The organism is Tautonia marina, assembly GCF_009177065.1.
In the GTDB taxonomy this organism is placed as follows: Bacteria; Planctomycetota; Planctomycetia; order Isosphaerales; family Isosphaeraceae; genus Tautonia; species Tautonia marina.
Window position 1 is genome coordinate 137,430 of record NZ_WEZF01000001.1, and the last position, 24,182, is coordinate 161,611.

General features: G+C 65.5%; 21 protein-coding genes. 10 read left to right on the plus strand and 11 right to left on the minus strand.

Annotation, left to right across the window (positions count from 1 at the left end; translation table 11 throughout):
* Positions 1-5: 5 nt before the first annotated feature.
* Positions 6-1,169, minus strand: coding sequence for a 3-dehydroquinate synthase (aroB, locus tag GA615_RS00560; RefSeq protein ID WP_152049311.1), 1,164 nt, complete (start codon positions 1,167-1,169; stop codon positions 6-8).
* Positions 1,170-1,702: 533 nt separating this feature from the next.
* Between aroB and GA615_RS00565 the strand changes: the two genes are divergently transcribed.
* The 3 genes from GA615_RS00565 to GA615_RS00575 all read left to right on the plus strand — a co-directional run bounded on the left by GA615_RS00565 (position 1,703) and on the right by GA615_RS00575 (position 5,427).
* A complete protein-coding gene (locus tag GA615_RS00565) occupies positions 1,703-2,620 on the plus strand; it encodes a polyprenyl synthetase family protein (protein WP_152049312.1) in 918 nt (305 codons plus the stop codon).
* A gap of 2 nt (positions 2,621-2,622) precedes the next feature.
* The gene (dxs, locus tag GA615_RS00570) at positions 2,623-4,578 is read left to right on the plus strand and encodes a 1-deoxy-D-xylulose-5-phosphate synthase (protein ID WP_152049313.1); all 1,956 of its coding nucleotides are present in this window, start codon (positions 2,623-2,625) and stop codon (positions 4,576-4,578) included.
* Positions 4,579-4,713: 135 nt separating this feature from the next.
* Positions 4,714-5,427, plus strand: coding sequence for a Uma2 family endonuclease (locus GA615_RS00575; protein WP_152049314.1), 714 nt, complete (start codon positions 4,714-4,716; stop codon positions 5,425-5,427).
* 12 nt (positions 5,428-5,439) lie between these two features.
* On the opposite strand, the gene GA615_RS00580 is transcribed toward GA615_RS00575, so the two are convergent.
* The gene (locus tag GA615_RS00580) at positions 5,440-6,165 is read right to left on the minus strand and encodes a metal-dependent hydrolase (protein WP_152049315.1); all 726 of its coding nucleotides are present in this window, start codon (positions 6,163-6,165) and stop codon (positions 5,440-5,442) included.
* A 472-nt stretch (positions 6,166-6,637) separates the two neighbouring features.
* Between GA615_RS00580 and GA615_RS00585 the strand changes: the two genes are divergently transcribed.
* Positions 6,638-7,033, plus strand: a complete 396-nt coding sequence (locus GA615_RS00585; protein ID WP_152049316.1) for a hypothetical protein — start codon at positions 6,638-6,640, stop codon at positions 7,031-7,033.
* A 171-nt stretch (positions 7,034-7,204) separates the two neighbouring features.
* Complete coding sequence (locus GA615_RS00590; protein WP_152049317.1) at positions 7,205-7,627, plus strand: secondary thiamine-phosphate synthase enzyme YjbQ; 423 nt, start codon at positions 7,205-7,207, stop codon at positions 7,625-7,627.
* A gap of 338 nt (positions 7,628-7,965) precedes the next feature.
* Here the strand turns inward: GA615_RS00590 and GA615_RS00595 are convergent, their stop codons facing one another.
* Positions 7,966-8,658: a hypothetical protein gene (locus GA615_RS00595; protein ID WP_152049318.1), complete on the minus strand. Its 693-nt coding sequence runs from the start codon at positions 8,656-8,658 to the stop codon at positions 7,966-7,968.
* A gap of 482 nt (positions 8,659-9,140) precedes the next feature.
* Between GA615_RS00595 and GA615_RS28395 the strand changes: the two genes are divergently transcribed.
* Both GA615_RS28395 and GA615_RS00600 read left to right on the plus strand, forming a co-directional pair.
* A complete protein-coding gene (locus GA615_RS28395; RefSeq protein WP_261343904.1) occupies positions 9,141-9,272 on the plus strand; it encodes a hypothetical protein in 132 nt (43 codons plus the stop codon).
* Between the two features lie 779 nt (positions 9,273-10,051).
* Positions 10,052-11,056 carry a zinc-binding dehydrogenase gene (locus GA615_RS00600; RefSeq protein ID WP_152049319.1) on the plus strand — a complete coding sequence of 335 codons (1,005 nt, stop codon included), beginning with the start codon at positions 10,052-10,054 and terminating at the stop codon, positions 11,054-11,056.
* A 117-nt stretch (positions 11,057-11,173) separates the two neighbouring features.
* Here the strand turns inward: GA615_RS00600 and GA615_RS00605 are convergent, their stop codons facing one another.
* The 7 genes from GA615_RS00605 to GA615_RS00635 form a co-directional block, all read right to left on the minus strand.
* Positions 11,174-12,160 (minus strand): sugar phosphate isomerase/epimerase family protein, encoded by a 987-nt coding sequence (locus GA615_RS00605; protein WP_152049320.1) that lies wholly within the window; start codon positions 12,158-12,160, stop codon positions 11,174-11,176.
* 94 nt (positions 12,161-12,254) lie between these two features.
* Complete coding sequence (locus GA615_RS00610; protein WP_152049321.1) at positions 12,255-13,082, minus strand: hypothetical protein; 828 nt, start codon at positions 13,080-13,082, stop codon at positions 12,255-12,257.
* Between the two features lie 57 nt (positions 13,083-13,139).
* A complete protein-coding gene (locus GA615_RS00615) occupies positions 13,140-14,294 on the minus strand; it encodes a M20 family metallopeptidase (RefSeq protein WP_152049322.1) in 1,155 nt (384 codons plus the stop codon).
* Positions 14,295-14,365: 71 nt separating this feature from the next.
* Complete coding sequence (gene menC / locus GA615_RS00620) at positions 14,366-15,526, minus strand: o-succinylbenzoate synthase (protein WP_235904960.1); 1,161 nt, start codon at positions 15,524-15,526, stop codon at positions 14,366-14,368.
* Positions 15,527-15,590: 64 nt separating this feature from the next.
* Positions 15,591-15,899, minus strand: a complete 309-nt coding sequence (gene xseB, locus GA615_RS00625; protein WP_152049323.1) for an exodeoxyribonuclease VII small subunit — start codon at positions 15,897-15,899, stop codon at positions 15,591-15,593.
* Positions 15,900-15,903: 4 nt separating this feature from the next.
* The gene (gene xseA, locus GA615_RS00630; protein WP_152049324.1) at positions 15,904-17,292 is read right to left on the minus strand and encodes an exodeoxyribonuclease VII large subunit; all 1,389 of its coding nucleotides are present in this window, start codon (positions 17,290-17,292) and stop codon (positions 15,904-15,906) included.
* Between the two features lie 304 nt (positions 17,293-17,596).
* A complete protein-coding gene (locus GA615_RS00635; RefSeq protein WP_235904961.1) occupies positions 17,597-18,385 on the minus strand; it encodes a bacteriorhodopsin-like in 789 nt (262 codons plus the stop codon).
* 442 nt (positions 18,386-18,827) lie between these two features.
* Between GA615_RS00635 and GA615_RS00640 the strand changes: the two genes are divergently transcribed.
* From GA615_RS00640 to GA615_RS00650, 3 genes are all read left to right on the plus strand, one after another.
* Entirely contained in the window at positions 18,828-19,898 is a 1,071-nt protein-coding gene (locus GA615_RS00640; RefSeq protein ID WP_161602084.1) for a Brp/Blh family beta-carotene 15,15'-dioxygenase, read from the plus strand.
* Positions 19,899-20,005: 107 nt separating this feature from the next.
* Entirely contained in the window at positions 20,006-21,163 is a 1,158-nt protein-coding gene (locus GA615_RS00645) for a lycopene cyclase family protein (RefSeq protein ID WP_161602085.1), read from the plus strand.
* 283 nt (positions 21,164-21,446) lie between these two features.
* Positions 21,447-23,150 (plus strand): ArnT family glycosyltransferase, encoded by a 1,704-nt coding sequence (locus GA615_RS00650; RefSeq protein WP_161602086.1) that lies wholly within the window; start codon positions 21,447-21,449, stop codon positions 23,148-23,150.
* 10 nt (positions 23,151-23,160) lie between these two features.
* On the opposite strand, the gene GA615_RS00655 is transcribed toward GA615_RS00650, so the two are convergent.
* Positions 23,161-24,177 carry a hypothetical protein gene (locus tag GA615_RS00655; protein ID WP_152049328.1) on the minus strand — a complete coding sequence of 339 codons (1,017 nt, stop codon included), beginning with the start codon at positions 24,175-24,177 and terminating at the stop codon, positions 23,161-23,163.
* Between the last annotated feature and the right edge of the window lie 5 nt (positions 24,178-24,182).

A 24,182-nucleotide genomic window follows, 5' to 3' on the forward strand; every position in this document is an offset into this window, starting at 1 on the left:
CGCGATCAGCGTTCCGGCGCGGTCAGGTCGGCGAGGACGGCGATCAAATCGGCCTCGGTCGGGGCGTCGGTCAGTTCGACATGGCCGAGCGATCGGGGGAGGACATAACGGATGCGGCCGGCGCGGTTCTTCTTGTCGAGGGTCATGGCCTCGCGGAGGGCTGAGGGGTCGAGCCCCGGGGCCCTCGTCGGCAGGCCGAGATGATGCAAGAGGCGGGCGAGCCGATCGGTCAGGTGGGCGTCGATCCAGCCGAGCCGCTCGGCCAGCATCGCCTCGGCGACCATGCCGGCGGCGACGGCCTCGCCGTGCTGAAACTCCTGACCGTAACCGGCGACGGCCTCAATGGCGTGGCCGATGGTGTGGCCGAAGTTCAGGACGGCCCGCAGTCCGGTTTCCTCGCGCTCGTCCTGCGAGACGACCTCGGCCTTCAACTCGCAGCAGCGGGCGACGACCCGTCGGACGGTCTCGGGCTCCTGAAGCATCAGGGCCTCGGCATCGCGCTCGATCGCCTCGAAGAAGGGGAAGTCGAGGATGACGCCGTACTTGACCACCTCGGCCATCCCACAGCGCAGCTCTCGGGGGGGCAGGCTGATCAGTGTCTCGGTGTCGATCCAGACGCCGCTCGGCTGGTGGAAGCTGCCGACGATGTTCTTGGCCGCGGGGCGGTTGACGGCCACCTTGCCGCCGACGGAGCTATCGACCTGCGCCAGGAGGGTCGTCGGCACCATGAGCAACGAGATTCCTCGGGCATAGGTCGCCGCGACAAACCCGGCCAGGTCCCCCACCACGCCGCCACCGATGGCCACGACCGCCGCGTGCCGGTCGGCCCGCATGGCGATGAGGCGATCGAGCAGGGCCGCCGCCTGGTCGAGCGACTTGCTCGCCTCTCCCGGGGGGATGACGGCCGTCTCGGTAGCGATCCCCTGCGCGTTCAGGGCGGCGGCGAAGGGCTCGGCGATCGGCTCGACGTTCGTATCGGTGATGACCAGGGCGACGCGGCACCCCCGGCCCGCTCGGGTCGCCTCCAGGGCGGCTCGGGCGAAGGGGCCGAACCCTTCCGGGGCGCCGGAGACGATCCGGATGTCGTACGATCGCTCGCCCAGGGGAACGTGAACGGTTCGGGGCCTGGGTTCGGGGTCGAGCGGTGGAGGAGAGGGGGCGTCGGTCACGGCGGGGCCTCGAAGCGTTGCGGATCGCGGCGTTGAGTTGAACCGATCCCGCCGCCCGTCCGCCTGACTGTAGCGAGCGGCTCTCGGGGTGGTCAAGCAACTCGTCGGCGAGCGTGCACCGGCGGATTCTTGAGAATGGGGACGGAAAGGAGGTGACCTCGCGCAGGGCGGCAACGACCGTCCCTTTTCCCCGTTGCCATCATCCCCTGACGGACCCGCCGCGCGAGCGATCGAAGCGTTTCCACCGGGGCGCGATTGGGAGGTGGACCGACCGAGGGACGCGAATCCGGGAGAAGTTTGCGGATTGGGTCGAGACTCCGGATGTCTGGGAAGGCTGGGGGGGATTGGTCGGGGAAGATTCCTCCAGGTCAGGTCCCGCTGGCGGGTGGACAATCGAGGCACGAATGCCAACAATGTCCGGAAGCCCGCCGAACTGCGCTCCGGATGGGATCGTCGTTCCGTACAGGCGCTTTAAAGACACCAGGACCGGTCGACCGGCGGGTCGTCCCCTCTCGCTTCAGAACCTTCCGCCCATGAGTAGCCCGAGTACCGCCGTTGACCTCGCCGCGTTCCTGGTGGAGACCCGGCGGCGAGTGGACGAGGCATTGGATCGCTATCTGCCCGAAGACCCCGCGACCAGCGACGCCGAATGCCCCTCTCGGCTCTTGCTGGCCATGCGGCATAGCTTGCTGGGAGGCGGCAAGCGTCTGCGGCCGATCCTCGCCCTGATGGCGGCCGAGGCCGTGGGGGGCGACCCCGATCGGGCGATGCCCGTGGCCTGCGCCCTGGAGATGGTGCATACGTATTCCTTGATCCACGACGACCTGCCCGCGATGGATGACGACGACCTCCGCCGGGGCCGACCGACCTGCCATCGCGCCTTCGACGAAGCCACCGCGATCCTCGCCGGAGACGCCCTGCAGGCGCTCGCCTTCGAGGTCATCGCCCGAGAGATCCAGCCCGGCGAGGCCGCGGCCCGCTGCTGCCTGGAACTGGCCGAAGCCTGCGGGCCTAGCGGCATGGTCGGCGGCCAGATGGCCGACCTGGACGCCGAAGGCCGCTCCGACGCCACCGCCGAGGCCCTGGAAGCCATCCACCGCCGCAAGACCGGTGCCTTGCTTCGGGCCAGCCTTCGCATGGGGGCGATCGCCGCCGGAGCCGATGACGACGAACTGGCCGCGCTCGATCGCTACGGCCGAGGGGTTGGCCTGGCCTTCCAGATCATCGACGACCTGCTCGACGTTCAGGGAGACGAGGTCAAGCTCGGCAAACGGGTCGGCAAAGACTCCGGCCTGGGCAAGTGGACCTACCCCGGCCTGCTGGGCATTGAGGGCAGCCGAAGCCGAGCCCGCCAGGTGGCCGAGGACGCCGTTGCGGCACTGGAGCCGCTGGGCGATCGCGGCACCCGACTGAGGGCTCTGGCCCTGGATTTGCTGGAAAGGGACCGTTGACGATGAGCACCCCCCCGAGTCCGATCCTCCCCCGCATCCAATCGCCGGCCGACCTGCAAGCCTTGTCGGAGTCCGACCTTGAGCGTCTGGCCTCCGAGATGCGCGAGGAGCTGATCGGTGTCGTCGGTCGCCGCTCGGCTCACTTCGCCAGCAATCTCGGCGTCGTCGAACTGTGCCTCGCCCTGCACCTGGCCTTCGACTTCACCAAAGACCGCCTCATCTGGGACACCGGCCACCAGATCTACCCCCACAAGCTCATCACCGGGCGCGCCCATCAGATCCACTCGATCCGCACCAAGGGGGGCTTGATGGGCTACCCCAACCCGAGCGAAAGCCCCTACGACCTGTTCATGACCGGCCACGCCGGCTGCGCTCCTTCGACCGCCCTGGGCCTGCATGCCGGAGACATCGTGACCGGCCACCCGGAACGCTACAGCGTGGCCGTGATCGGCGACGGCGCGTTCCCTTCGGGCGTGGTTTACGAGGCCCTGAACAACGCCGCCGGCCACAGCCACGGCAAGCGTTATATCGTCATCTTGAATGACAACAAGATGTCGATTTGTCCCCGCGTCGGCGGCATTGCCTACTACCTCGATAAGGCCCGCATGGCCCCCGAGTACAACTGGGCCAACAAGGTCGTGCGCAAGGTCTTGCCGAGTATCCCGCTGGTGGGCGACCAGGCCGATCGGATGCTCCAGCAGTTCAAGGATGCGGTGAAGGCCAGCTTCCACGGCGGCATGATCTTCGAGGAACTCGGCTTCACCTACCTCGGCCCGGTCGATGGCCACGACCTGAAGACGCTCCATTCCTACCTTGAGAAGGTCAAGGCGATGGAGGGGCCGATCCTCCTGCACGTCCTGACCGACAAGGGCCGCGGCTTCGAGCCGGCGGAGAAGGACCCCGTCTCCTTCCACGCTCCCGCCCCTTTCCAGCGCTGCGAGGAGGGGATCATTCCCCTGAAAACCTCCTCGACCAAGGCGTACACCAACGCCGTGGCCGACGCGCTGTACAACGCCCTGGAGCGTGACCCGAAGGTCGCCGTCCTGACCGCCGCCATGTGCGAGGGGAACAAGCTCCAGAAGATCCGAGAGACCTTCCCCGATCGTTTCTTCGACACTGGCATTTGCGAGGCCCACGCCGTCACCTTCGCCGCCGGCATGGCCAAGGCCGGCGCCCGGCCGGTGGTGGACATTTACAGCACCTTCCTTCAGCGCGGTTATGACCATATCTTCCAGGAAGTCGCCCTTCAGGACCTTCCGGTCGTCTTCTGCATGGACCGCGCCGGTCTGGTCGGCTCCGACGGGCCGACGCACCACGGATCGTATGATCTTGCCTACATGCGTCCCTTCCCGAACATGGTTGTGATGGCCCCTGGCGATGCCCGGGATGTGGCCCCGATGATCGACTGGGCCCTGGCGCACGATCACCCGGTTTCGATTCGGTATCCGAAGGCCAACCTCGAAGAAGTCGAGCGCGACCCGCAGCCGATCGAGCTGGGCCAGGCCGAGGTGCTCGAATGGGAAACCGACGGCATGTTGCTGGCCCTCGGTGCCCAGGTTCCCGACTGCCTCCGCGCCGCCGAACGGCTCCGGAGCGAGCACGGCCTGCGGATCGGCGTCATCAACGCCCGCTTTGCCAAGCCGCTCGATACGGCGACCGTCTTCAAGGCCCTGGATGAATGCGGCTTTGTCCTCACCGTTGAGGAAGGCTGCCTGATGGGCGGTTTCGGTTCGGCCGTGCTGGAAGCCGCCAACGAGGCCGGGCGGAACACCTCGCACGTCCGCCGCCTCGGCTTGCCCGACCGCTTCGTCATGCACGCCGAGCGCGACGAGCAACTCGCCGAGGTCGGCCTCGACGTTGATGGCATCGTCCGCGCGTGCCTGGACCTTGCCCAGCATCTCGGCATCACTGGCGAGACCGACGAATCGACCGCCGCCCCCGGCCGCTCGGCCGGCTGATTGATCGATCCGGCTGGAGGGTGCTCCGCTCATCCTCCGTCGTCCCAAGGCATCTTCGCCCCGCCAGCCTCAGGCCGGTAGAATGGAGTGGAAGATCCGCGCCAACACAGACCGACCACCGGGGGAACCGCGATCATGGCCACCGCATCGAGTACGACTGCCAGCCATCGCCAGACCGGGGCGTCGGTCCGACCACTCCCCCCTCTGGAGAACGGTGACCGGCTCACCCGCGCCGAGTTCGAACGTCGCTACGAGGCGATGCCCGAGCTGAAGAAGGCGGAACTGATTGAGGGAGTCGTTTACATGGGGTCTCCTGTCCGCGCGCGGAAACACGGCGGCCCGCATGCCGCGATCATTACGTGGCTCGGCTCGTTCTGGGCCGCAACGCCCGGCGTCATGGTGTTCGACAACGCCACCGTCCGGCTCGACCTCGATAACGAGCCTCAACCGGACGTGGCCCTGTTGATCGACCCCGCCCGAGGGGGCCAGGCCCGGATCTCGGACGACGATTACATCGAAGGCGCACCCGAACTGGTCATCGAGATCGCCTCCAGCAGCGTGAGCCTCGATCTGAATGCCAAGCTGAACGTTTATCGTCGCAGCAACGTCCGGGAATACCTCACCTGGCGGGTGCTTGACGGTGCGATTGACTGGCGAGTCCTTCAGGACGACCGCTACGAGCTGATCTCGGCCGACGAGCAGGGCCGACTCCGAAGCGCGGTTTTCCCCGGCCTCTGGCTGGATCCCTCGGCGTTGCTGCGGGGAGACCTGAACGCCGTGCTTGCGGCGCTCGGAGCCGGCCTGGCCAGCCCCGAGCACGCGGCGTTTGTCGATCGCCTCCGCGGCTGACCGGAGTTCTTCTCAGCCCACCGTCTCGCCCGGTTCGGGTGCAAAGACCTCGGTCGAAAGGCCGAGGTGGTCGATTTGGGCTCGCAACTGGTCGGGGGTGCCGATCAGGGGGGGGAAGGTGCCGTAGTGGCACGGGATGACCGCCTTGACGCCGAGCAACCGGCAGGCGAACGCGGCGGCGCGGGGGTCCATGGTGAAGTGGTCGCCGATGGGAAGGATGGCGAGGTCGGGAGCATAAAGTTCCCGGATCAAGGACATATCGCCGAACAAACAGGTGTCTCCGGCGATGTAGATCTTGAACCCGTTGGAGAAGGTGGCCACATAGCCGGCCGCCTCGCCGAGGTAAACGATCGTGCCGTCCTGCTCGGTCCAGGAGGAGGAGTGGCGCGCGTCGGTCATCGTCAGGGCGATGTTCGGCGAGCCGAGGCAGATTGAGCCCCCTTTGTTCATGCCGAGTAGCTTGGCGCTGTCGATCCCTTTCGAGCCGAGCCAGCCGGTCAGGTCGTACATGCCGACGATCTTGCCCGAGCATCGCTTGGCCGCCGAGAAGACGTCGGCCAGGTGGTCGGCGTGGCCGTGGGTGATGGCGATCGCGTCGCAGCTCACGTCGTGGAACGGCTTCGGGCATTTCGGGTTGTTGGCCAGGAAGGGATCAACCAGCAGGGTCTGACCCTCGGGCGAGGTGAGCAGAAAGGTCGAGTGGCCGAGCCAGGTGATGCGGACGCCTTGGAAATCCATTGCTCGATGGTGCTCCTGGGAGTTGCCTGAGCGCGATTGAAGACACGGCCCGCCTCGCCCCCTGAGGCGCTCGGTGGTTCCGGCCCGTCCCGACCTGGTGGCTCCCTTGGGGTTGATCGGGGCAGGGCGGGGAACATGGCCTGGCGGGCTTGTGATCCCAACGGATCGGGAGGTTGAGGGGTGGTTGGTCCTGACGACTGCATTCTGACCGCAAGGGGCGATCGGGGCAACCGGATGCATCCGGCAACCGCGATGATCGGGAGCTGTCTGGAAACGAACAAAATTCCAGCCCATTTCGAGAAAGCCAACAGATTGGGACACCGTTTGCGTACCGGGAAGGGAGGAGAGTGGAGTCGGACTCCGGCCGTGACTCTCACGACCGCTCGTGAACCGTTCGTCACGCCCGGTCGGTTCCGGGACCCACGGCGGTCACGTTCTTCTTTGAGCCTTCGCACCAAGGAGCTGCAACGCGATGTCTACCTTCAAGACCCGACTCGCCTGGATGTCCAGCTTCGCGCTGGGTGGCGCCTTGCTCGTGACGGGTTGCGATGCTGGCCCCGGCGATGATCCCGCGATGGGCACCACGGAGCCCGCCTCGCCCGCCATGCCCGGCGACGACACCGGCGGAATGGACCGCTCCGGCCTGATGCGCGGAATGCCCGGCGACGCCGTCGCAACCCCGGGCGGTTCTTCCACCGCCCCGGCCGACGAACCGGCCCCGGCCGACGAACCGACCACGATTGAGCCGCCCGCCGATGAGCCGGCCCCGCCCGCCGAGGAACCGGCCCCGGCCGAGGAGCCGACGGACGAACCAGCCCCGGTCGAGCCTGAGCCGGCGGATCCGGGGGTCGAAGAGCCGAACTCCTAAGAGTGAGTGGATCGGTTCCGGTGCCCGGTCGGAGGGAACCGCGGGGCGGTCCCCGGTCACGGTGGATCAAGGACGCAGGGCACCGGATCTTCTCAAGAAACTCCGAGCGCTTCCCTGGAACCCTGACGGTGTTTTCAGGCACGCACGTGGGGATTGAAGGCGATTGCGGCGATGATTCACTCGGAATCGATTCAGGTTTCCACCAGAGGTCGGGGCACGGTCGAGTTGACCGACCAAATCCAGGGGATCGTTGCCCAGTCTGGGGTCGATCAGGGGCTTTGCACGGTCTTCGTGCATCATACGAGCGCTTCGCTGATCATCTGCGAGAATGCTGACCCAAGCGTCCGCTCTGACCTGGAACGCTACACGGCCCGATTGGTGCCCGATGGCGATCCGATCTTCCGCCACACACTCGAAGGTCCGGACGACATGCCGGCGCACGTCCGGTCGATTCTGACGCAGACGTCGCTCTCGATCCCCGTTGCCCGAGGCCGCTGCGACCTTGGCACCTGGCAGGGGATCTTCCTCTGGGAGCATCGGACCCATCCGCATCGCCGTCGCGTGACGGTCAGCGTGATGGGCGAACGAGACTGAGCCCTTGGTGCGCGTGGTCCGGCCGGCGCCTCACGTGCCGCACCGACGCCGTCGCATCTTCGATCAGGCCTGGACCTGCGTCGGATATCCTGGATCAACGAGCAGCACAGACAGTTGGGGTGATGCGCCAACGAGCACGGCCCGCGATCCCTCCTCTCGGAACAGGATCGCGGGCCGTTGGAAGGGGCAGCGCGGGGTTCGAACGCGAGTTCCGCGATGCTCGTCGCCTGGCTCACTCGTCCATCCATCTGCTCGCTCCCCGAGCGCGGGGATGAGGGATGGGAGGGAGGAGCCGTGCCCGGCTCGTGAGAATTCCGGTCGGCGTGAGATGACTCAGGTCACGCGGCCTTCTTCGCCCCACAGCACGCCCCGCAGGCCTTGGCCTCGTCGGCCTTGGCCTCGGCGCAGCACGCCTTGGCCTCGGCACAGCAGGTCTTCGCTTCGGCACAGCAGGTCTTCGCTTCGGCACAGCAGGTCTTCGCTTCGGCGCAGCACGCCTTCGACTCGGCGCAGCACGCCTTGGCCTCGGCGCAGCATGCCTTGGCCTCGGCACAGCATGCCTTGGCTTCAGCACAGCATGCCTTGGCTTCAGCAGCCTTCTTTGCGGTATCGCAGCAGGCCGCGCAGGCGTCGGCACAGCAGGCCTTGCAGGCTTCTTGATCCTTGCAGCAAGAGGCATCGCAGGCCTTGGCCTCGTCGGCCTTGGCTTCGGCGCAGCATGCCTTGGCTTCGGCACAGCAGGTCTTCGCTTCGGCGCAGCACGCCTTCGACTCGGCGCAGCACGCCTTGGCCTCGGCGCAGCATGCCTTGGCCTCGGCACAGCACGCCTTGGCCTCGGCGCAGCAGGCCTTGTCGTCAGTGACGGTGGTGGAGGTCAGCGTGACTTTGATCTCGGTGGCGCAACAGGCCTTCTTTGCCCCTTGGCTCAGAGCGCAGGCCGGGGAGGGGGTGTCGGCAGAGACGGGGTTTCCCGCCAGGGTGATCGCAACCAGGCAGGCACCCAGGGCGAACAGGGTCGATCGGCGCGTCATGAAAATCAACTCCTCAAAAACGTTAATGGAATTCGGTTGTGAGCATGGGCTGTGCGTGCTGGACGCTCTCCGACCGCAGACGGGACGCGGGCCGAGCCCTGCCGGGATCAACACACGGATGATCGCACGGCGAACGCGGCGGTTCGTGTCGCGGCGACAACGAGTGGTGCAAGGCGCGCCCGGTCGGGTAGCGCGCAATCACCCGCGATCCGTCAGCGTTGGTTAACGGGGCCGTGGCAGTCGGTCACAACCGCAGGCCATGTCTCACTCCGACCCTCGATCCCTGTCGGAACGACAGAGCCGATCCTGGGGCGGATCGAGAACGCCTGGCAACGGCAACCGCGGCACTGGCCTCAAGAGGCGGAGGGACGCTCCGCTAATTCCGCAACCGAGAGGTCGTGAGAATGAGGGGAACGGAGAAGGGGGCCGGCCTCGGAAGACCGGTTGCAATCAGGAGGGATGCCGAGGGTGAGGAAGGTAGCGTGACCGTCGGCTCAAACGAAAGGCGAGTCCGCGACTGGTCTCGCGAGACGCTGGAACGAACCGACCGCTCACTCACCATCTGCGAGGCGTTCGTCACGCAACAGCAGGAGGAGGTCCGCGTCCGGCAGTGACCGTCCGCCCCCGAGGAGTGAGGTGTGGGAGCCGCCGATCGGGTGGGAAGGGCGTTCAGAGGAGTCGTTTCGGAGAGGCAACACCGGGGCGTGGGTGGCTCCGGGGCATGGAAGGGCTCGCAATGATGCGTCGGGTGCGGCCCGGTGGGCAACGGGCAGGCGTCGACGGCAGGAAAGCCGCCAGCCATCAACCCGAGCAAAATGCCCAGGCCGATCCAGCCGCGTTCGCGTCTCCGGCAGCTTCGAAACATGCGAGTTACCTCGGCCAGGGCAGTGTGCCCCATCGCGTGCCCCTGGCAATACAGGATCCTATCTGTCAAGGTTGTCGGAGTCAACCGAGATCGAACTTGAGTCCCAACCAATCAATGGCCCAGTGAGAGGGGATGCCCGTGTGAGCATTAGGGGCACGATGGTGTGTTTGAGAATTCCTGGGTGGGAGGGGAAGACGGCTCGGTGCCGGTCAGTCAGTCAGTCGGTCGGTCGGGGTTTGCACACTGAGGAGGAGGGTGAAATCAAGAGACGCCGATCCGAAATCTGCCCCGGCCCCGGCGACCGAGACGCCTCGGTGGCAGGCTTCCAGGCGATTTCGTCGAGCGAGAGGCTGCCGCCTGGATCGGGATTTGCTCAGTAGTCTGGAATCACACGTTTCTCGTTGTGGCAGCCATCCTTCGCGGCTCTTGAGCCGGTAGACCTCGACGGCGTAGGCTGAAGGGGTGGTTTTCTCGCAAAAGCTGGTTTGCGAGTCGGCCGCACGGTTCTTTGAGGTCGGGAGGGAGCAGATGAAGGCAATTGTCCTCCGAGAATTTGGATCGATCGATCACTTCCACCTCGAAGATGTGCCCGACCCATCCCCCGGTCCCGGCCAGGTCGTGATCCGGCTCCGGGCCGCGGCGCTGAACCACCGCGATCTCTGGATCTCGCGGAAGATGTACCCGAACGTGAGCCTTCCCGCGATCCTTGGCTCCGACGGTGCGGGGCAGGTCGCGGCGCTGGGAGAAGGGGTCGAGGGGCTCCGGATCGGGCAGGATGTGATCATCAATCCGAGCCTTGATTGGGGCTCGGATCCGCGGGCTCAGGGCGAGCGCTTCCGCATTCTCGGCATGCCCGATCACGGCACCTTTGCCGAGCTGATCGTGGTTCCTGTCGAGAATGTCTTCGCCAAGCCGGCCGGCTTGCACTTCGAGCAGGCCGCCGCGCTGCCCCTGGCCGGTCTGACCGCATACCGGGCGGTGGTGACCAAAGCGCAGGTTCAGCCCGGAGAGGTGGTGCTGGTGACGGGCATCGGAGCCGGTACGGCAATCCATGCCCTGCTGATTGCCCGAGCCCTCGGGGCCCGCGTCTTCGTCACGTCGGGCAGTGACGCGAAACTTGACCGGGCGAAGGAACTCGGGGCCGAGGGAGGCGTCAACTATCGAGACCCGAGCTGGCCCGACAACCTTCGCAAGCTCGGCGGCACGCCCAACGTGGTCATCGACAGCGCGGGGGGAGAAATCTATGCTCATGCCATTGAGCTTCTTCGTCCCGGCGGCCGGCTTGTCAATTTCGGGGCCACGACCGGTCCGGTGCCGTCGCTCAATGTCTTCCAGGTCTTCTGGAAGCAGCTCCAGTTGCTCGGAACCACCATGGGCAGCCCGGCCGAGTTCGCCGCGTTGCTGGAACTCGTGGAAGATCGCGGGATTCAACCTGTCGTTGACCAGACCTACTTCCTCGACGATCTGCCCGACGCGCTCCGCCGCATGGAGCACTCGGAACAGTTCGGGAAGATCGTCATTAAAATTGATTGATGCCGTGATCGGTCGCCGTTGACACCACGCGACCCAGGCCCGTTCCTCGAATCTGAGCGAGGTGAGGAAGGACGGGCCTGGGGCTGGCGAGTCTTCAATCCCCGTCGTCTGAGGTCGTCAGGCCGAAGCGCCGGTCACCGCCTTCATTTTGCGAAGCCCTTCGCGGGCGACGTCGAGCGGATCGCGGGTCCAGTACTCGCGGTTGAACAGTTCGAGCGAGAAGGTGCCGTCGAATCCGATCGCATCGAGGATTTCCCTCAGACGATCGAACGGCGCGATGCCGTCTCCCGGGAAGACGCGGTCGGCATCGCTGATCGATTCCCGAGGAGGCTCGGCCGGGTAATCGTTCAGGTGGAACACGTGGATCGAGGCTCCATTGAGGTGCAAGAGCCCTTCGAGAGATGATCCACCTTTGTACAAATGATACACGTCGGGCAAGATGCAGGCGTCGGGCCGACCGCTCTCGACGGCGACGAACGCCACTTCGCCGAGCCGCTGAAAGGTGCGCGAGAAGCCCCAGACTTCCAGTTGCGGAACGACGCCGAACTCGGCCCCCAGTTCGAGCAGGGTGGCGTAGCGTTCGGCCAGGGTGAGCAAATCACCGTAACGCTGATCGGTCAGGCCGACAGGGGGGGCGGCCAGTCGGGTGCCGCCAATGGTGGAGAGCGTGTCCATGTCGCGTCGCGCTTCATCGAGGCCCGCGGCCCGTTCGGCCGGGTCGTCGACCGCCCAGCGGGCAAAGCCGATGGCGCTGGGCACGGCCAGCCCGACGTCGGCGATCTGCCGCCCGAGATCACGAAGCGATCCGCCCTCATCCTTGAATCGGTTGATGTCGCGGAGCCAGGGCTCGATGGCGTCGTAGCCGGCCTCGGCGGCGATGCGCACCTGATCGACGATGCCAACCTCGGAGTTGGTCCCCCGGATCGTGCTGGTATTCAGGCAGTAGCGAGGACGTTTCGAGGCCGGCGGGTTCTCTGCCCGGAGGCTTCGAGCCACCCCCGGAACCATCGCCGCGCCGGCGATCGCTCCGAGGGTTCCCTGAATCCAATGGCGCCGCGAAAGGGGTTTCGCCCCCGAGTGTGCCGTTGCGTCGTTGCTGGTCATGAGTTCCGGACCTTCTCCGTTGCGGTGCGAGTGCCAGCTCCGGGATTTTGAAACGCATTTTACCCATCCCCTCGCCGAGCCTCCAGCCCCGGGATCACTCCGGTGCATCGGCCAATGAGCGATGCAGCACATACGCTTGTCGGCGTTCGTCGCCCGCTCCGATCCTGACGGTTCCGACCGCCTGGTAGCCTGCGTGGAAGGCCCCTTCGAATGCCTCTCGAACTGCCAGTCGCCAGCGGTTCGCCCGCTCGGGAGCAGTGGCACGGAGCGCTCCCAGGTCGCTGGGAATTTCGAGCAAGACGAGAGGGGCCGTACCCTCGATCGGCCGCGCGGTGGGGCCGTCGGGATCAATCAGCAAGGGAAGCGCCCCGAAAGGGTGTTCCGGGAGCGACGGCCGGGGCGTCTGGTTCGGTTCCCAGACGGCGATCAGCCGATCGGTCGGAATTCCCGCGTTCAGGTCGTCGGTTCGAGGACCGTACATATCGACAAGGTAATGAGATGCCGTGGCCTGCAACGTTTCCAGATTGAACCGCGCATTGCCTGCCTGAAGCGGGTCGAAGGCCCAGGCCACGCAGGCCAGCCCTTCCGCCTCGGCGATCATGAACTGCGCCTGCTTCATCCGGCGGCCGAGCCCCCGCCCCTGGTACTCGGGAACGACGCCGGTCAACTGCGAATAGAGCCCGAGCTTCCCGTCGATCTTTCCCAGGAATGCAAACGACAATCCCGCGGCCGTGCCATCTTCCAGGAAGGCCCCCAGCACCAGTCCGCCGTGCAGGTTCGCCCCGACCAGGGTCGCCACCGGCACCACATACGACTCGTCGACCAGTCCCCACGAACGGCGTTGTGCATCCTGACAGGCGATGTAGTCGGCAGGGCTTTCGGCGCGCCGGATCACGATCGGTTCAATGGTGGGGTCACTCATCCGTCTCGTGCTCCTGAGCGCTCCGGTGAGGTGTGGCAAGGAAACCGCAAGGGGAGACTATAGGGACTGAATCAAGGTTGCGATCAAGGCGGCGCGGACGGGAAGGGAATCAACCTCGATGTGCTCGTGAACGGCGTGGGCACCCGCCCCGAGAGGACCAAGTCCGTCGAGCGTGGGCAGGCCGATGGCCGAGGTAAAGTTGGCGTCGGACCCGCCGCCGGTGGAGCCTTCGGTCAGTGACAGGCCAATCGTTTGTGCGGCCGATCGTGCGCGTTCAAAGAGTGAGGCGGTGGCGTCGGTGCGTTCCATGGGAGGGCGATTGAGACCTCCGGTCAGGGTCAGGGAAGTGCCGTCGAGGGTGGGAGTGAGGCGGTGCAAGGCCCGATCAACCCGCTCGGCCTCGGCCAGGGTCGAGACGCGCACGTCAATCTCGGCCGAGGCGAAGGCGGGAACCACGTTTACGGCCCCTCCGCCCTCGGCGCGGCCAACGGTGAGGGTGGTCCCGATCGAGGGATCGGCAATCGCGTGAATCGCGATGATTTGATGAGCGAGTTCGAGCAGGGCGCTTCGCCCTTTTTCCGGCTCGATGCCAGAATGGGCGGGAATTCCGGTCACCTTCAGGCTGTAGCGGCCCACGCCTTTGCGAGCGGTTTTCAGGCCGCCACCCGGCAAAGGGGGTTCGGGAACCAGGGCATAGGCGGCCTGGCGAGCAGTGTCTTCAATGAGTGTCCGAGAGGTCGGGCTGCCGACTTCCTCGTCGGACGTCAGCAGAAACTCGACGGGACGCGGTGGTGTCAGATTCAGGTCGCGGAGTGTCCTCAATGCGGTCAGCAGGAGAGTCAGTCCGCCCTTCATGTCGAACGTGCCGGGACCGTGGACGCGACCGTCCTCGATCCGAAACGGCATGGTGGCCAGAGTGCCAAGAGGCCACACCGTATCGAAGTGAGCCATCACGAGGGCAGGGCGGGGGGCGTCGGGGCCGGTGTGGCCGAAGGTGAAGCGGGCGTGCAGGTGATCGCCCCCGTCCGGATTGGCGATGCGATCCACCGACGATGCTCCCGCACTGTGCAGGAAGCCGGTCAGGCGATCGGCCAGCGCATCGAGTGCGGTCTTGTCCTTGCTCGGCGATTCATGCTCGACGAGTGTTCGCAGGAGGGCGACGATCTCATCGCGCTGGGAGGTCAGGTAAGGCACGAGGTCGGTGGGTGGCATGGTGTACGGTCCCGAGATGGGGTGCCTGCAATCGTCCTGCGAGTGTGGTGCGGGCCGAAACCGGGCGGGGCTTACAACGCGACCTCGTCGGCATCGAGCGTCACCTCGCGCCGCGTGTTGCCGATGATGAATTCCTCGACGGGTTCGTGACCGAGTCCGGGGCCGTTGGGTACGGGCACCTCGCCGTCGAAGGCAAGGACGGGGGGATCAACAATGTCCTGAAGGTAGTACTTGTCGGAGCCGGACACATCTCCCGGAAAGACAAACCCGGGCAAACTCGACAGCGCGACATTGGCGGCGCGGCCGATGCCGAACTCGTGCATCCCCCCGCACCAGACGGGAACCCCTCGGGTGAAGCAATAATCGTGAATGCGACGGGCCTCCATCAGGCCGCCGACCCGGCTCACCTTGATGTTGATGACCCGGCAGGCGTCGAGTTCCAGCGCCTTGCGAGCATCATCAACCGAGTGAATCGACTCGTCGAGGCAAACGGGCGTGCGCAGAGCGGCCTGAAGTCGCGCGTGGTCGATGATGTCGTCGTGAGCCAGGGGTTGCTCGATGAGCAGGAGATCGAATTCATCGAGCCGTCGCAGCATGTCGATGTCGTTGAGCGTGTACGCGGAGTTGGCATCGACCTGAAGTAAGATTCCCGGATAGACGCGGCGCACTTCTCGGACAACATTGACATCGCGCCCAGGACCGATTTTCAGCTTGATCCGTTTGTAACCGGCCGAGAGGTGCCGTTCGATCGTATCGAGCAGGGCCGTCAGGTCATCCTCGATCCCCAGGCTGACCCCCGACGAAATCTTCGGACGCACACCGCCGATGAACCGAGCCAGGGAGATCCCCTGCGATCGGGCGAGCAGATCGCAACAGGCCATTTCCAAACCGGCCTTGGCGAAGTTGTTCCCCTTCACCAGGCGGTACAGTGCGGTGAGATCGTCGATCGTCTCCCAGTCCTTGCCCAGCACGAGCGGCCCGAGAAAGTCGCGCAGCAGGTGCCAGCACGTCTCGGTGGTTTCGGGGCAGTAGTACGGATCGGACGGGCTGGCACACTCTCCCCAGCCGACGAGTCCATCCTCCGACTCCACGCGCACCAGAAGATGCGCAAGGTGATCCTTCACATGCGAACTGGTCCGGAACGGCCGGACCAGCGGAAGGCGGACAAGCTTCAGGTCGATGCGGCGGAGCTGCATGGTCGGTGCTGGCTCGGGAGAACTGCATGCGGCCATTCCGGCGGATCGAAGGCCAGCAGCAGGGTCCTGGAAGGGGTGGGGTTCACACGATCAACGCGCGTTAATCGTCCTCAAGATCGGTGTCGGTTTCGGTGGAGAGGGAGGAGGGGTCGTCGAAGGGAGCGGTCAGGGCTTCCCCGTCGTCGGAGGTTCCCGTCAGCAGGGCGACCCGACGCTCGGCCGCCTGGAGCGTGGTGCGGCACTGTGCAAGCAGGCGGACCCCGCGTTCATAACGTGCCAACGAGGCGTCGAGATCAAGCGTTCCTCGTTCGAGATCGGAGACAATCCCCTCGATCTGCCCAAGGGCGGCCTCGAACGAGGGGGTATCCTTCTCGGGAGTGTCTGGGGAGGGCTGCGGGGCGTCGGGCATCAGATCAACTCCGTTCGGGATCGGTGCGGAAGGGGCCGGAGCCTCCGGGGGCGAGGCGCTTGCGGGGGCGATCGGTCGGCACGGGGGCCACGGCTCCGGGGGCGGGGCGTCGGTCGCGCCGGGCCGGCCGTTTGGAGTCGGTGGGAGCGACCTCCTGATCGTCCGGAGGGCCTTCCCCGTGGCTCGGACCAACCTCAACCCGGCTGAGAATCGACCCCGAAGCCAGTCGCGTCCGAATCAAGGTGCCTGGCTTCGCGTCGTCGGAAGATCGTACCACGCGAGCGTCCTCGACCCGCTGCGTCAGGCTGTAACCGCGTGACAGGACCGCAAGCGGGCTCAGGGCGTCGAGCTGCCCGGCCAGGGCCGCCAGGCGATCGCGTCGGCGGTCGAGCAATCGCGACATGGCCCGATCGGCCCGATCGGCCAGCGATTCAAGCCGCGAGCGCGCGTCGCTCGCCCGGAGCGACAGGGCGCGGGCCATCCGGCCGGAGAGGGTGTCGAGCCGGTTCAGCACATCCCGAAGGTCGGGTACGGCCAGCTCGGCCGCGCCGCTGGGGGTCGGGCCGCGAAGGTCGGCCACGAGGTCCGTAATCGTCAGGTCCGTCTCGTGTCCGACTCCGGAAACAACCGGAACACGAGACGCAACGATTGCACGCGCCACCACTTCTTCATTGAAAGCCCAGAGGTCCTCCAGGCTGCCACCTCCGCGACCGACGAGGATCAGATCGACCTGGTCGAGCCGGTTGGCCAGTGCGATGGCGGCAGCAACTTCCTCGGCCGCCCCCTGGCCCTGCACCTTGGCCGGGGCGATGAGGATCTCGGCCGACGGCCAGCGCCTCCCGGTGACGGTCAGGATGTCTCGCACCGCCGCGCCGGTCGGGCTGGAGACGACAACGATCCGTTTCGGGAACCTCGGCAAGGGACGCTTGCGAGCCGGGTCGAACAGCCCTTCCAGGCGAAGGCGATCGCAGAGCTGCCGGAAGGCCAGTTCGAGCGGCCCGATTCCCTCCGGCTCGATGGTCCGCACCTGAATCTGATAGGAACCGTGGGGCGGATACAGATCAACGCTGCCCCAGGCTCGTACCGCCAGCCCGTTTTCCAGGTCGAACGGAACCCGAGCGGCCTGACTGCGCCAGAGAACGGCTCGAATTCGGGCTCCCTCGTCCTTGATGTCGAAGTAGACATGGCCCGACTTCGGGCGAGAGAGGTTCGAGATTTCGCCGCAGACCGCCACTTCGGCAAACGCCGATTCGAGCACCTCACGAATCAAGGCGGTCAACTCGGTGACACTCAGCACCGGTGGCCCGCTGGGCAGACCGACCACCCCGGCCGACACCTTTGCATCGAGGTCGTGAGGATCGGGCACGGAATCGAACAGCGACGGACCGGGCATGGCAACGACGATCCCAGACGGGCGGGGCGTTCGAGCCGGCCAGGGCCGGCCCGCTCACTCGACGATCAACGGTGCAATCAGTGTAGCGATTCACCGCGATCCGTCCCAGATCGGTTGATTGGTCCTCCAAGATGGCCTTTGCAGACGAATACGCGTGACGCACGCTGAACGACGATCGGAACCAAGAGGGGCAACGAGCCCATGACCAGCGCGTGGGAACCCTCCCGTGAGACACGGCCCGGACTGCCTCGGAGACCAGGGGGTGCCGGCCACCCCCCGGTTCCGCTCCCGGTTTGCCCGATCGTCAGGCCGCGTACTCGGAGTGTGCCGAGAGCGCCTCGCCGGTTTCCAGTTCCGATTTCGTCGCGGCAATCGAGTAGATGTACAGGCCAAACGCTGCCTTGGCCAGCACGTCGGCAATCGAGTAGCCCACCTGCAAGGCCACCTCTGCGTTCGCTCCCGAGAGGCCGATCATCGGGGCAAGGTAGGCGATCGGGTAGAACGACCAGGTGATCACAATCAAATACCGAGCAAAGCTGATTCGACCCCGAACATCCTCGGGTTGGCGTGCCAGCGAGGTCGACAGCTCGGTAAGCAACACAAACAAGATATACAAGAATGGGAGCATGCTCAGGCCCCAGAAGAGCCATCGCGTTCCGTTGTCGCTCGAAATCTCACCCGGATAACCAAGGATGATCATCAGGACCGCCGCCCCGCCCAGTCGCCAGGAGAGGGATCGAGCAATCGGAGCCGCCAGGGCCATGACGGCGATCAACTCGATCACCAGAAGCGGAACGGTCAAGATCCAGTCGGCATAGCGGTAGTAATCGTTGAACGGAGTTGCGGTTTCCTGGAAAACCACCCCCGATTCCGTCTCGGTCAGGGCGTAGGCATCGTGCCAGCTGTCGTAAATCCGGACGTAGTGGTAGCACGCCAGGGCGACCACCACCCCCGAGACCAGAACGGCCAGCCGGTACTTCGGGTGAATCTGAAAGCTGGTAAAGAAGAAGAACAGAGCCGCCGCGCCCATCGCGGCGATCGTAAAGGAGAACATGTTCGAGACCAGCTCGAACTGTGAAAGGGAAAGTTCCACGGCGTCGCTCCTCCGGGTGCGGGAAGGTGCGACCCATCACGACCTCGGCGAAAAAGCGCGGATCGAGATCGGACTGTCCGGAAATGAGGACAGTTTCATGCGTTGCCGAGATGTCGCGGGTCGCCACGGAAGGCTGCCGGCGGAGGATGATGGGCGGAACACACCCGGGGCGAGACGTTCGCCCGAGGTGGTCGCCGGGCAGACACACTTCCTACACGTTGCCATAGGCGACCGAAAACGGTCGTCAAGACAAAATCGCTGGGAAATCCTCTCCACGAACGATGTGCGGCACGTCACGGGTGAGACTCGGGAACATGTTTCTGCGTCCCTTCTGTTGAAAAGGCTCGACGAGGACTGCAGGGCGCCTACAACGGAGCCGGAGATTCGTTCATTCCCGCTCAATGATCCGATTCTCCACGGGGCGACCCAACCTGAGAGTCACATGTCATACGCATGCTCATCCATGAGCATTCTGGCGTCATTTCCTGGCGTGCTGGCCTGTGCCGCAGTGCTGGGCCTGGGCGTGATCGCCCCTGAATTCACCGAACGGCCGGAGGTGCAGTGGGCACCCTGGGCTCTGGGCCTGCTTGGCTTCGGAATTCCTCATGGTGCGCTCGATCACCAGATTCCTTACGGAAGAACTCAAGCTCGTAGCGGTATTGGGTTCCTCGTTGGCTATCTCGGCGCGATGGCCGCTGTCCTCTTGCTCTGGTGGATCATGCCCTTGGCCGCCCTGATCGGGTTCCTGATCGTGGCGGCGTTTCACTTTGGCCAGGGAGATCTCTACTGGAGTCGAGTCTCCCGGAACGAACTCCACGACGAAGCGACCGATCCGTGCGATCGCTTCGGGGCGTGGCTGGCCTGGCATTCCGCCTTGCTGCTTCTGGTGCGGGGCCTAGTGCCGGTTGCCTTGCCGGTGCTCGTGTTTGATGAGATGTTCGCCGAGGCCGCCAACGCCTTGACCGGTCGCCTCTTTGGCGACTCGGGCCAGTGGGCGATTTCGGAATTGCATCGACGGGTGGGATTGATGGTGGTGGGAGTCGTGGTCGTCTTGCATCTGGCAACGCTGGTCTTGGAAACGTTGCGGCATCCCAATCGCACAAGGATCACGCTGAGCGAAGCCGCCGGCTCGGCCCTGCTGGTTTGCCTGTTCTCGGTCGTTCCTCCGGTCCTGGCAATGGGTGTTTATTTCAATGGATGGCATGCGATTCGGCATGTGGTCCGCTTGCTGCCGATTGCCGAGCCGACTCGGGCGGCGGCCCGCTCCGGGCACTGGCTCACTGCGCTGGCTCAGTTCCATCGGGCCACCTTGCCGACCACGGTGATCGCTCTGGCGATGATGGGTTTGCTCTGGTGGTTCGTGCGGGCCAGAACCGGAGCCGTGGCCGACTTCGGCCTGGCGGCCCTGGCGATGATCAGCGCATTGACGCTTCCTCATGTCCTCGTCGTGCTGGGAATGGACCGCATGCAAGCCGTCTGGGGCCGTTCGAGGGCAGGGGAGGTGCAACTGTGATTAGCCTGTCCAGGATTCCCCAGACGTCAGTTGCCGATTCAACCGACCAGTTCTTCTTGCCCCGATGCCACCCTCGTAGGCCATCGAACATAACGTACGATCATGTTGTGCTCGGATCAGGCTGTGCCGGCCTGAGCCTGGCCTGGCACCTGCGATCGCTCGGCGATCGCGGCTCGATGGCCCTTGTCGATCGCCGAGCGGGGTACGCAAACGATCGGACCTGGTGCTACTGGGACGTGGAGCCGACCCCTTTCGACGACCTGGCCACTCACGCCTGGTCTCGCTGGGCGGTCGTGGATGAGCGGGGGACCTGGCGCGAGTCGCACTCGACGCGCTACCGCTATCGCCGCCTGCGCTCCATCGATGTCTACCGGCGTATCTTTCATCACCTGGCCGATGACGACGACGTCGAAATCTGGTTCGGAACGCCGATCCGGTCAACGACCCTCGACGCGGAAGCGGTTTCGATCGAGACGGGTCGGGGAACGCTTCGTGGTCGCCGAGCCTTCGACAGTGCTCGACCTCCTGCTGCACTGGCCCTAGCGGCTCCCAAAGGGGAGGCGGTCATGGTCCAGCACTTTCTCGGCCAGACGATTCGGGCGGAGCACGCGGTCTTTGATCCAGCTTGTCCAATTCTTATGGATTTTCGCGTTGATCAGTCTCATGGCCCTCACTTTGTCTACGTGCTTCCGCTGACCGACCGGGATGCACTGGTCGAAAACACCTATCTGTTTCCCTCCCCGGTTTCGGCGGCTCGGCACCGGAAGGAACTTGCGTCGTACCTCAATCGGTGCTTCGACGTTGATCGGTACGAGGTGATTGAAGAAGAATCCGGGCATATCCCCATGACAACCCACCGCCCGGTCGATGCGTCAGGAGGCCGCATCGTCCCCATCGGCCTGGCCGGGGCGGCGGCACGGCCCTCCAGTGGTTACGCCTTTGTTCGAATTCAAAGGCAGTGTCGGCGGATCGCGGAACAGATCGTGAGCCGTGCGGCCACCGATGCGCGGCTCGATCCGCCGATCGCGCCTCGGAAATACGCGTTTTTCGATGTGGTCTTTTTGCGAGCGCTCCGTGATCGCCCCTCCCAGGCTCCCCAACTGTTCGCTCGAATGTTCGACCGGGTCGACGCCGACGCCTTGGTCCGGTTCCTGAGCGACCAAAGCTCCCTGGCCGACGATCTCCGGCTCATCGCCGCCTTGCCGAAACTCCCCTTTCTCCGGGCTGCCCTCCGATCCTCCCGAACCTGGCTCCCAATGGCTTGAGCAGGGCAACCGCCAAGGGAGCCCAGCCTCTCCCATCGCCACCCGGCGGGAACCCGGAGGGACGATCGCCTCAAGCCGGTGACGGACCCTTGTCGATGGAGGAGGATACGGTCATGATCTTGAGTTCGTTCCCTCAACCAAGTTCACCGTGTTCGGATAGAATCACGGGTTGGAGGTTTCCTGTGGTGGACAGGAACAGGGACTGGTGATGGTCACGGATGGCCGCAAGAAGGCAAGCCCTGCGGTCCAATCGAAGGTAATGACCACGCGATCGGACGGTTCGATGCCGACACAGCGCCTTTCGGGTCGATCCGCCTTGATCGTCGCCGTCTTCGGCCTGTCGATCCTGCTGGTCAACCTGGGTCGACCCTGGACCCTGACCTTTCATGAAGTGAACTTTGCCGGCCCCGCTCGGGAGTTCCTGCACTCGGGCGATTGGCTGGTGCCTCGGATCATGGGAATGCCCCTCTGGGACAAGCCCCCGTTAATGCACTGGTCGATTGCCGCCTCGCTCCTTGTCTTCGACACCGAGGCCGAATGGGCCGCCCGGCTGCCGGCGATCCTCTCCGCCGTCCTGACCAGCCTGGCCATTGCCTGGCTCGCGGCGCGTTGGTACGGCGATCGCGTGGGCCTGGTGGCCGGTCTGATCCAGTCCAGTTCGGTCTATGCGTTTATGCAAGGGCGCCTGGCCGAAGCCGACATGCTGCTCTGCGCGCTTGTGACGATGGCGATGGCCAGCTTCGCCGCGGGGGTGATTCATCGTCCGGACGCTCGACCGCCGATCGGCTGGCGGCTGGCCTATTTCGGAGCGGCGGGGCTGGCGTTTTTGGTCAAGGGGCCGATTGGCCTGGTGCTGATTGCCGTCGGCAGCGGCCTGTTTGCAATCGTTGAGCGCAAGTGGGTCGCCTGGCGATTGCTGCTTGACCCGATCGGCTGGATGCTGATGGTCGCTCTGGTGGTCGCGTGGCCTGCGGCGGCCATGCTCCGCGAGCCGGGCCTGCTCGACGTCTGGTGGCGACACAACGTCGAGCGTTTCAGCGGCGATCTGAGCGGTGGCGGCAAGGACCCCGTTTTCTACCTCTACACTGCCGCCTGGCTCGCCTTGCCCTGGACTCCCCTGGCCGTCTTCGGCGCCCTTACGAACGCGAAGACCGCACGCGAGCAGAACCAGGACAACGCGCAAGGGCGGTTCCTCCGCTGCTGGATCTTCGGCATGATGCTCGTGCTCTCCCTTTCGGCCTGGAAGCACAAGCACTACATCATTCCGGCCTTGCCTCCGCTGTCGATCTGGGCCGCGCTCGGCCTGGTTCGTCTCATGACCGGAGAGGTTGCCGACCGGCTCCAAGGCTGGCCGCTTCTGCGAACGACCCGCGTCACCATGCCGCTGCTGGCCCTGGTCGGCATCGTGGGCGGGATCATCCTCGCCTGGACGAACGCATCAGGATTGGCCCTGGCAGCTGCGGCGATCGCCTCGCTGATCGGACTCGGCCTGACGATGGCTGAGCGGTTCTGGCGAGCCGGTCGGCCCCGAGCAACCCTTGCCGCCCTGTTTGCGATGGTCTGGGGGGCGTTCGTCCTGGTCCAGTCGCTCGCAATGCCCGAGGTGGACGATTACCGAGGGCAGTCCGAGATGGCCAAGCGGTTCGCTGCCAAGGTGCCGCCCGGCGCGGATCTGTCCGTCGTCGGAATTCCCGATCCCCAGATCACCTACTACCTGCCGATTCCGGTTCGTCGGCACGATGAGGTCGCCTCCCTCGCCGATCGGCTCGACCCCGACGCCCTCGAAAACCGGGTCTACGTCGTGGGGCCGCAATGGATTCTCAACGATCTGGAGCGTCTGGGCCGGGTCCGCCTCCTCGATCGCGCCGCAACGGTTCATCCACGAAAAGGCGAGGCCGATCGGATGCTTGCCCTCGAACTCCAGCCAGACCGCACCCGGCTTGCCTCGAAGACCCGTCCCAAGTCATCCGCCGGCCAGACCCCGTAACCCCTCCCCATCACCCGGTCGCGGCTTCGGGGTTCGGGATTCGCGGAACTTGCGAACGATCCCAAGATGGCCGAGGGGCGACCCGGTCGAGGCGATCGGTGGGCCAGAGAAGATGCGAGATCGCCTCGGCCGGTGCGGCGGCGATGGCGGCGTCGAGGCGGGCCAGGTAGCGATCCACCGCGTCCTGCTGACCGCCCGGAGCAAGGAACCGGGGGGGATCGATCGTCAGCCCGAATCGACCCCCGCGCCGGTGTTCGCAGAAGATCGGCAGAACGGGCGATCCGGTCACGACCGCCAGATCGGCCCAGGCCGACTCCACCCGAACCGGTCGCCCAAGCAATCGTCCCGGACGAGCACAGCGGGAGTCCCAGGCCACATCGCCGTGAATCAAGACCGCCAGCCCTTCGAGCAGGGCCGATCGCGCCCGAAGCACCCGCAAGACCCCTTCCCCCGCCGGCATCGACCGTCGCAGGAAAAACGCCGATTGCGGGTGACGGGCCTCTCCGTCGGGGTCGTCGGGTGTGCCGGCGCGGTTGAACCAGCGTGTCAGCTCCTCCGAGACATGCCGAGGCCGTTGCAGCATCATCCGCAAGGGCACTCGACGTCGGATGAGCCAGTGCATGGCGGCCAGGTAGCCGCCGAAGTGCGCTCCGAGCAGGATCAGACCCTTGCCGCGACCGATCGCCGCGTCGAGATGCTCGGCGCCGGTCACGTCGAACCGGCTCAGGGCGGCCTCGTCCGACAGCCCCGAAAGGAGGCAATCCCGCGCCGAGAACCGCGCGAGATTGCCCGCCAGGGCGTTTCGAGCCGTGTCGAGATCCCAGTCCGCTTCAAGCCCCTCGCGGGCGTCGGCCAGTCGAGCGGTGATCTTCCTGGCCCGCCTTGGCGAGAGGGCAACGAGACGGCCAAGGGCTTCCAGCACGGAATCCGACCGCTCGGGACCAAGCCGTTGCAGCGCCGGGATCAAGGCCCGGTAATACCAGGGCTTCCAGCTCGTCAGATGACCGGGGATCAGCCGCACGGACACCTCGG

Bases quoted from the DNA above. Each gene is read 5' to 3' on its own strand.
- GA615_RS00565 (WP_152049312.1), top strand. From the start codon at position 1,703: ATGAGTAGCCCGAGTACCGCCGTTGACCTCGCCGCGTTCCTGGTGGAG.
- dxs (WP_152049313.1), top strand. From the start codon at position 2,623: ATGAGCACCCCCCCGAGTCCGATCCTCCCCCGCATCCAATCGCCGGCC.
- GA615_RS00575 (WP_152049314.1), top strand. From the start codon at position 4,714: ATGGCCACCGCATCGAGTACGACTGCCAGCCATCGCCAGACCGGGGCG.
- GA615_RS00580 (WP_152049315.1), bottom strand. From the start codon at position 6,165: ATGGATTTCCAAGGCGTCCGCATCACCTGGCTCGGCCACTCGACCTTT.
- GA615_RS00585 (WP_152049316.1), top strand. From the start codon at position 6,638: ATGTCTACCTTCAAGACCCGACTCGCCTGGATGTCCAGCTTCGCGCTG.
- GA615_RS00590 (WP_152049317.1), top strand. From the start codon at position 7,205: ATGATTCACTCGGAATCGATTCAGGTTTCCACCAGAGGTCGGGGCACG.
- GA615_RS00595 (WP_152049318.1), bottom strand. From the start codon at position 8,658: ATGACGCGCCGATCGACCCTGTTCGCCCTGGGTGCCTGCCTGGTTGCG.
- GA615_RS00600 (WP_152049319.1), top strand. From the start codon at position 10,052: ATGAAGGCAATTGTCCTCCGAGAATTTGGATCGATCGATCACTTCCAC.
- GA615_RS00605 (WP_152049320.1), bottom strand. From the start codon at position 12,160: ATGACCAGCAACGACGCAACGGCACACTCGGGGGCGAAACCCCTTTCG.
- GA615_RS00610 (WP_152049321.1), bottom strand. From the start codon at position 13,082: ATGAGTGACCCCACCATTGAACCGATCGTGATCCGGCGCGCCGAAAGC.
- GA615_RS00615 (WP_152049322.1), bottom strand. From the start codon at position 14,294: ATGCCACCCACCGACCTCGTGCCTTACCTGACCTCCCAGCGCGATGAG.
- menC (WP_235904960.1), bottom strand. From the start codon at position 15,526: ATGGCCGCATGCAGTTCTCCCGAGCCAGCACCGACCATGCAGCTCCGC.
- xseB (WP_152049323.1), bottom strand. From the start codon at position 15,899: ATGCCCGACGCCCCGCAGCCCTCCCCAGACACTCCCGAGAAGGATACC.
- xseA (WP_152049324.1), bottom strand. From the start codon at position 17,292: ATGCCCGGTCCGTCGCTGTTCGATTCCGTGCCCGATCCTCACGACCTC.
- GA615_RS00640 (WP_161602084.1), top strand. From the start codon at position 18,828: ATGTCATACGCATGCTCATCCATGAGCATTCTGGCGTCATTTCCTGGC.
- GA615_RS00650 (WP_161602086.1), top strand. From the start codon at position 21,447: ATGCCGACACAGCGCCTTTCGGGTCGATCCGCCTTGATCGTCGCCGTC.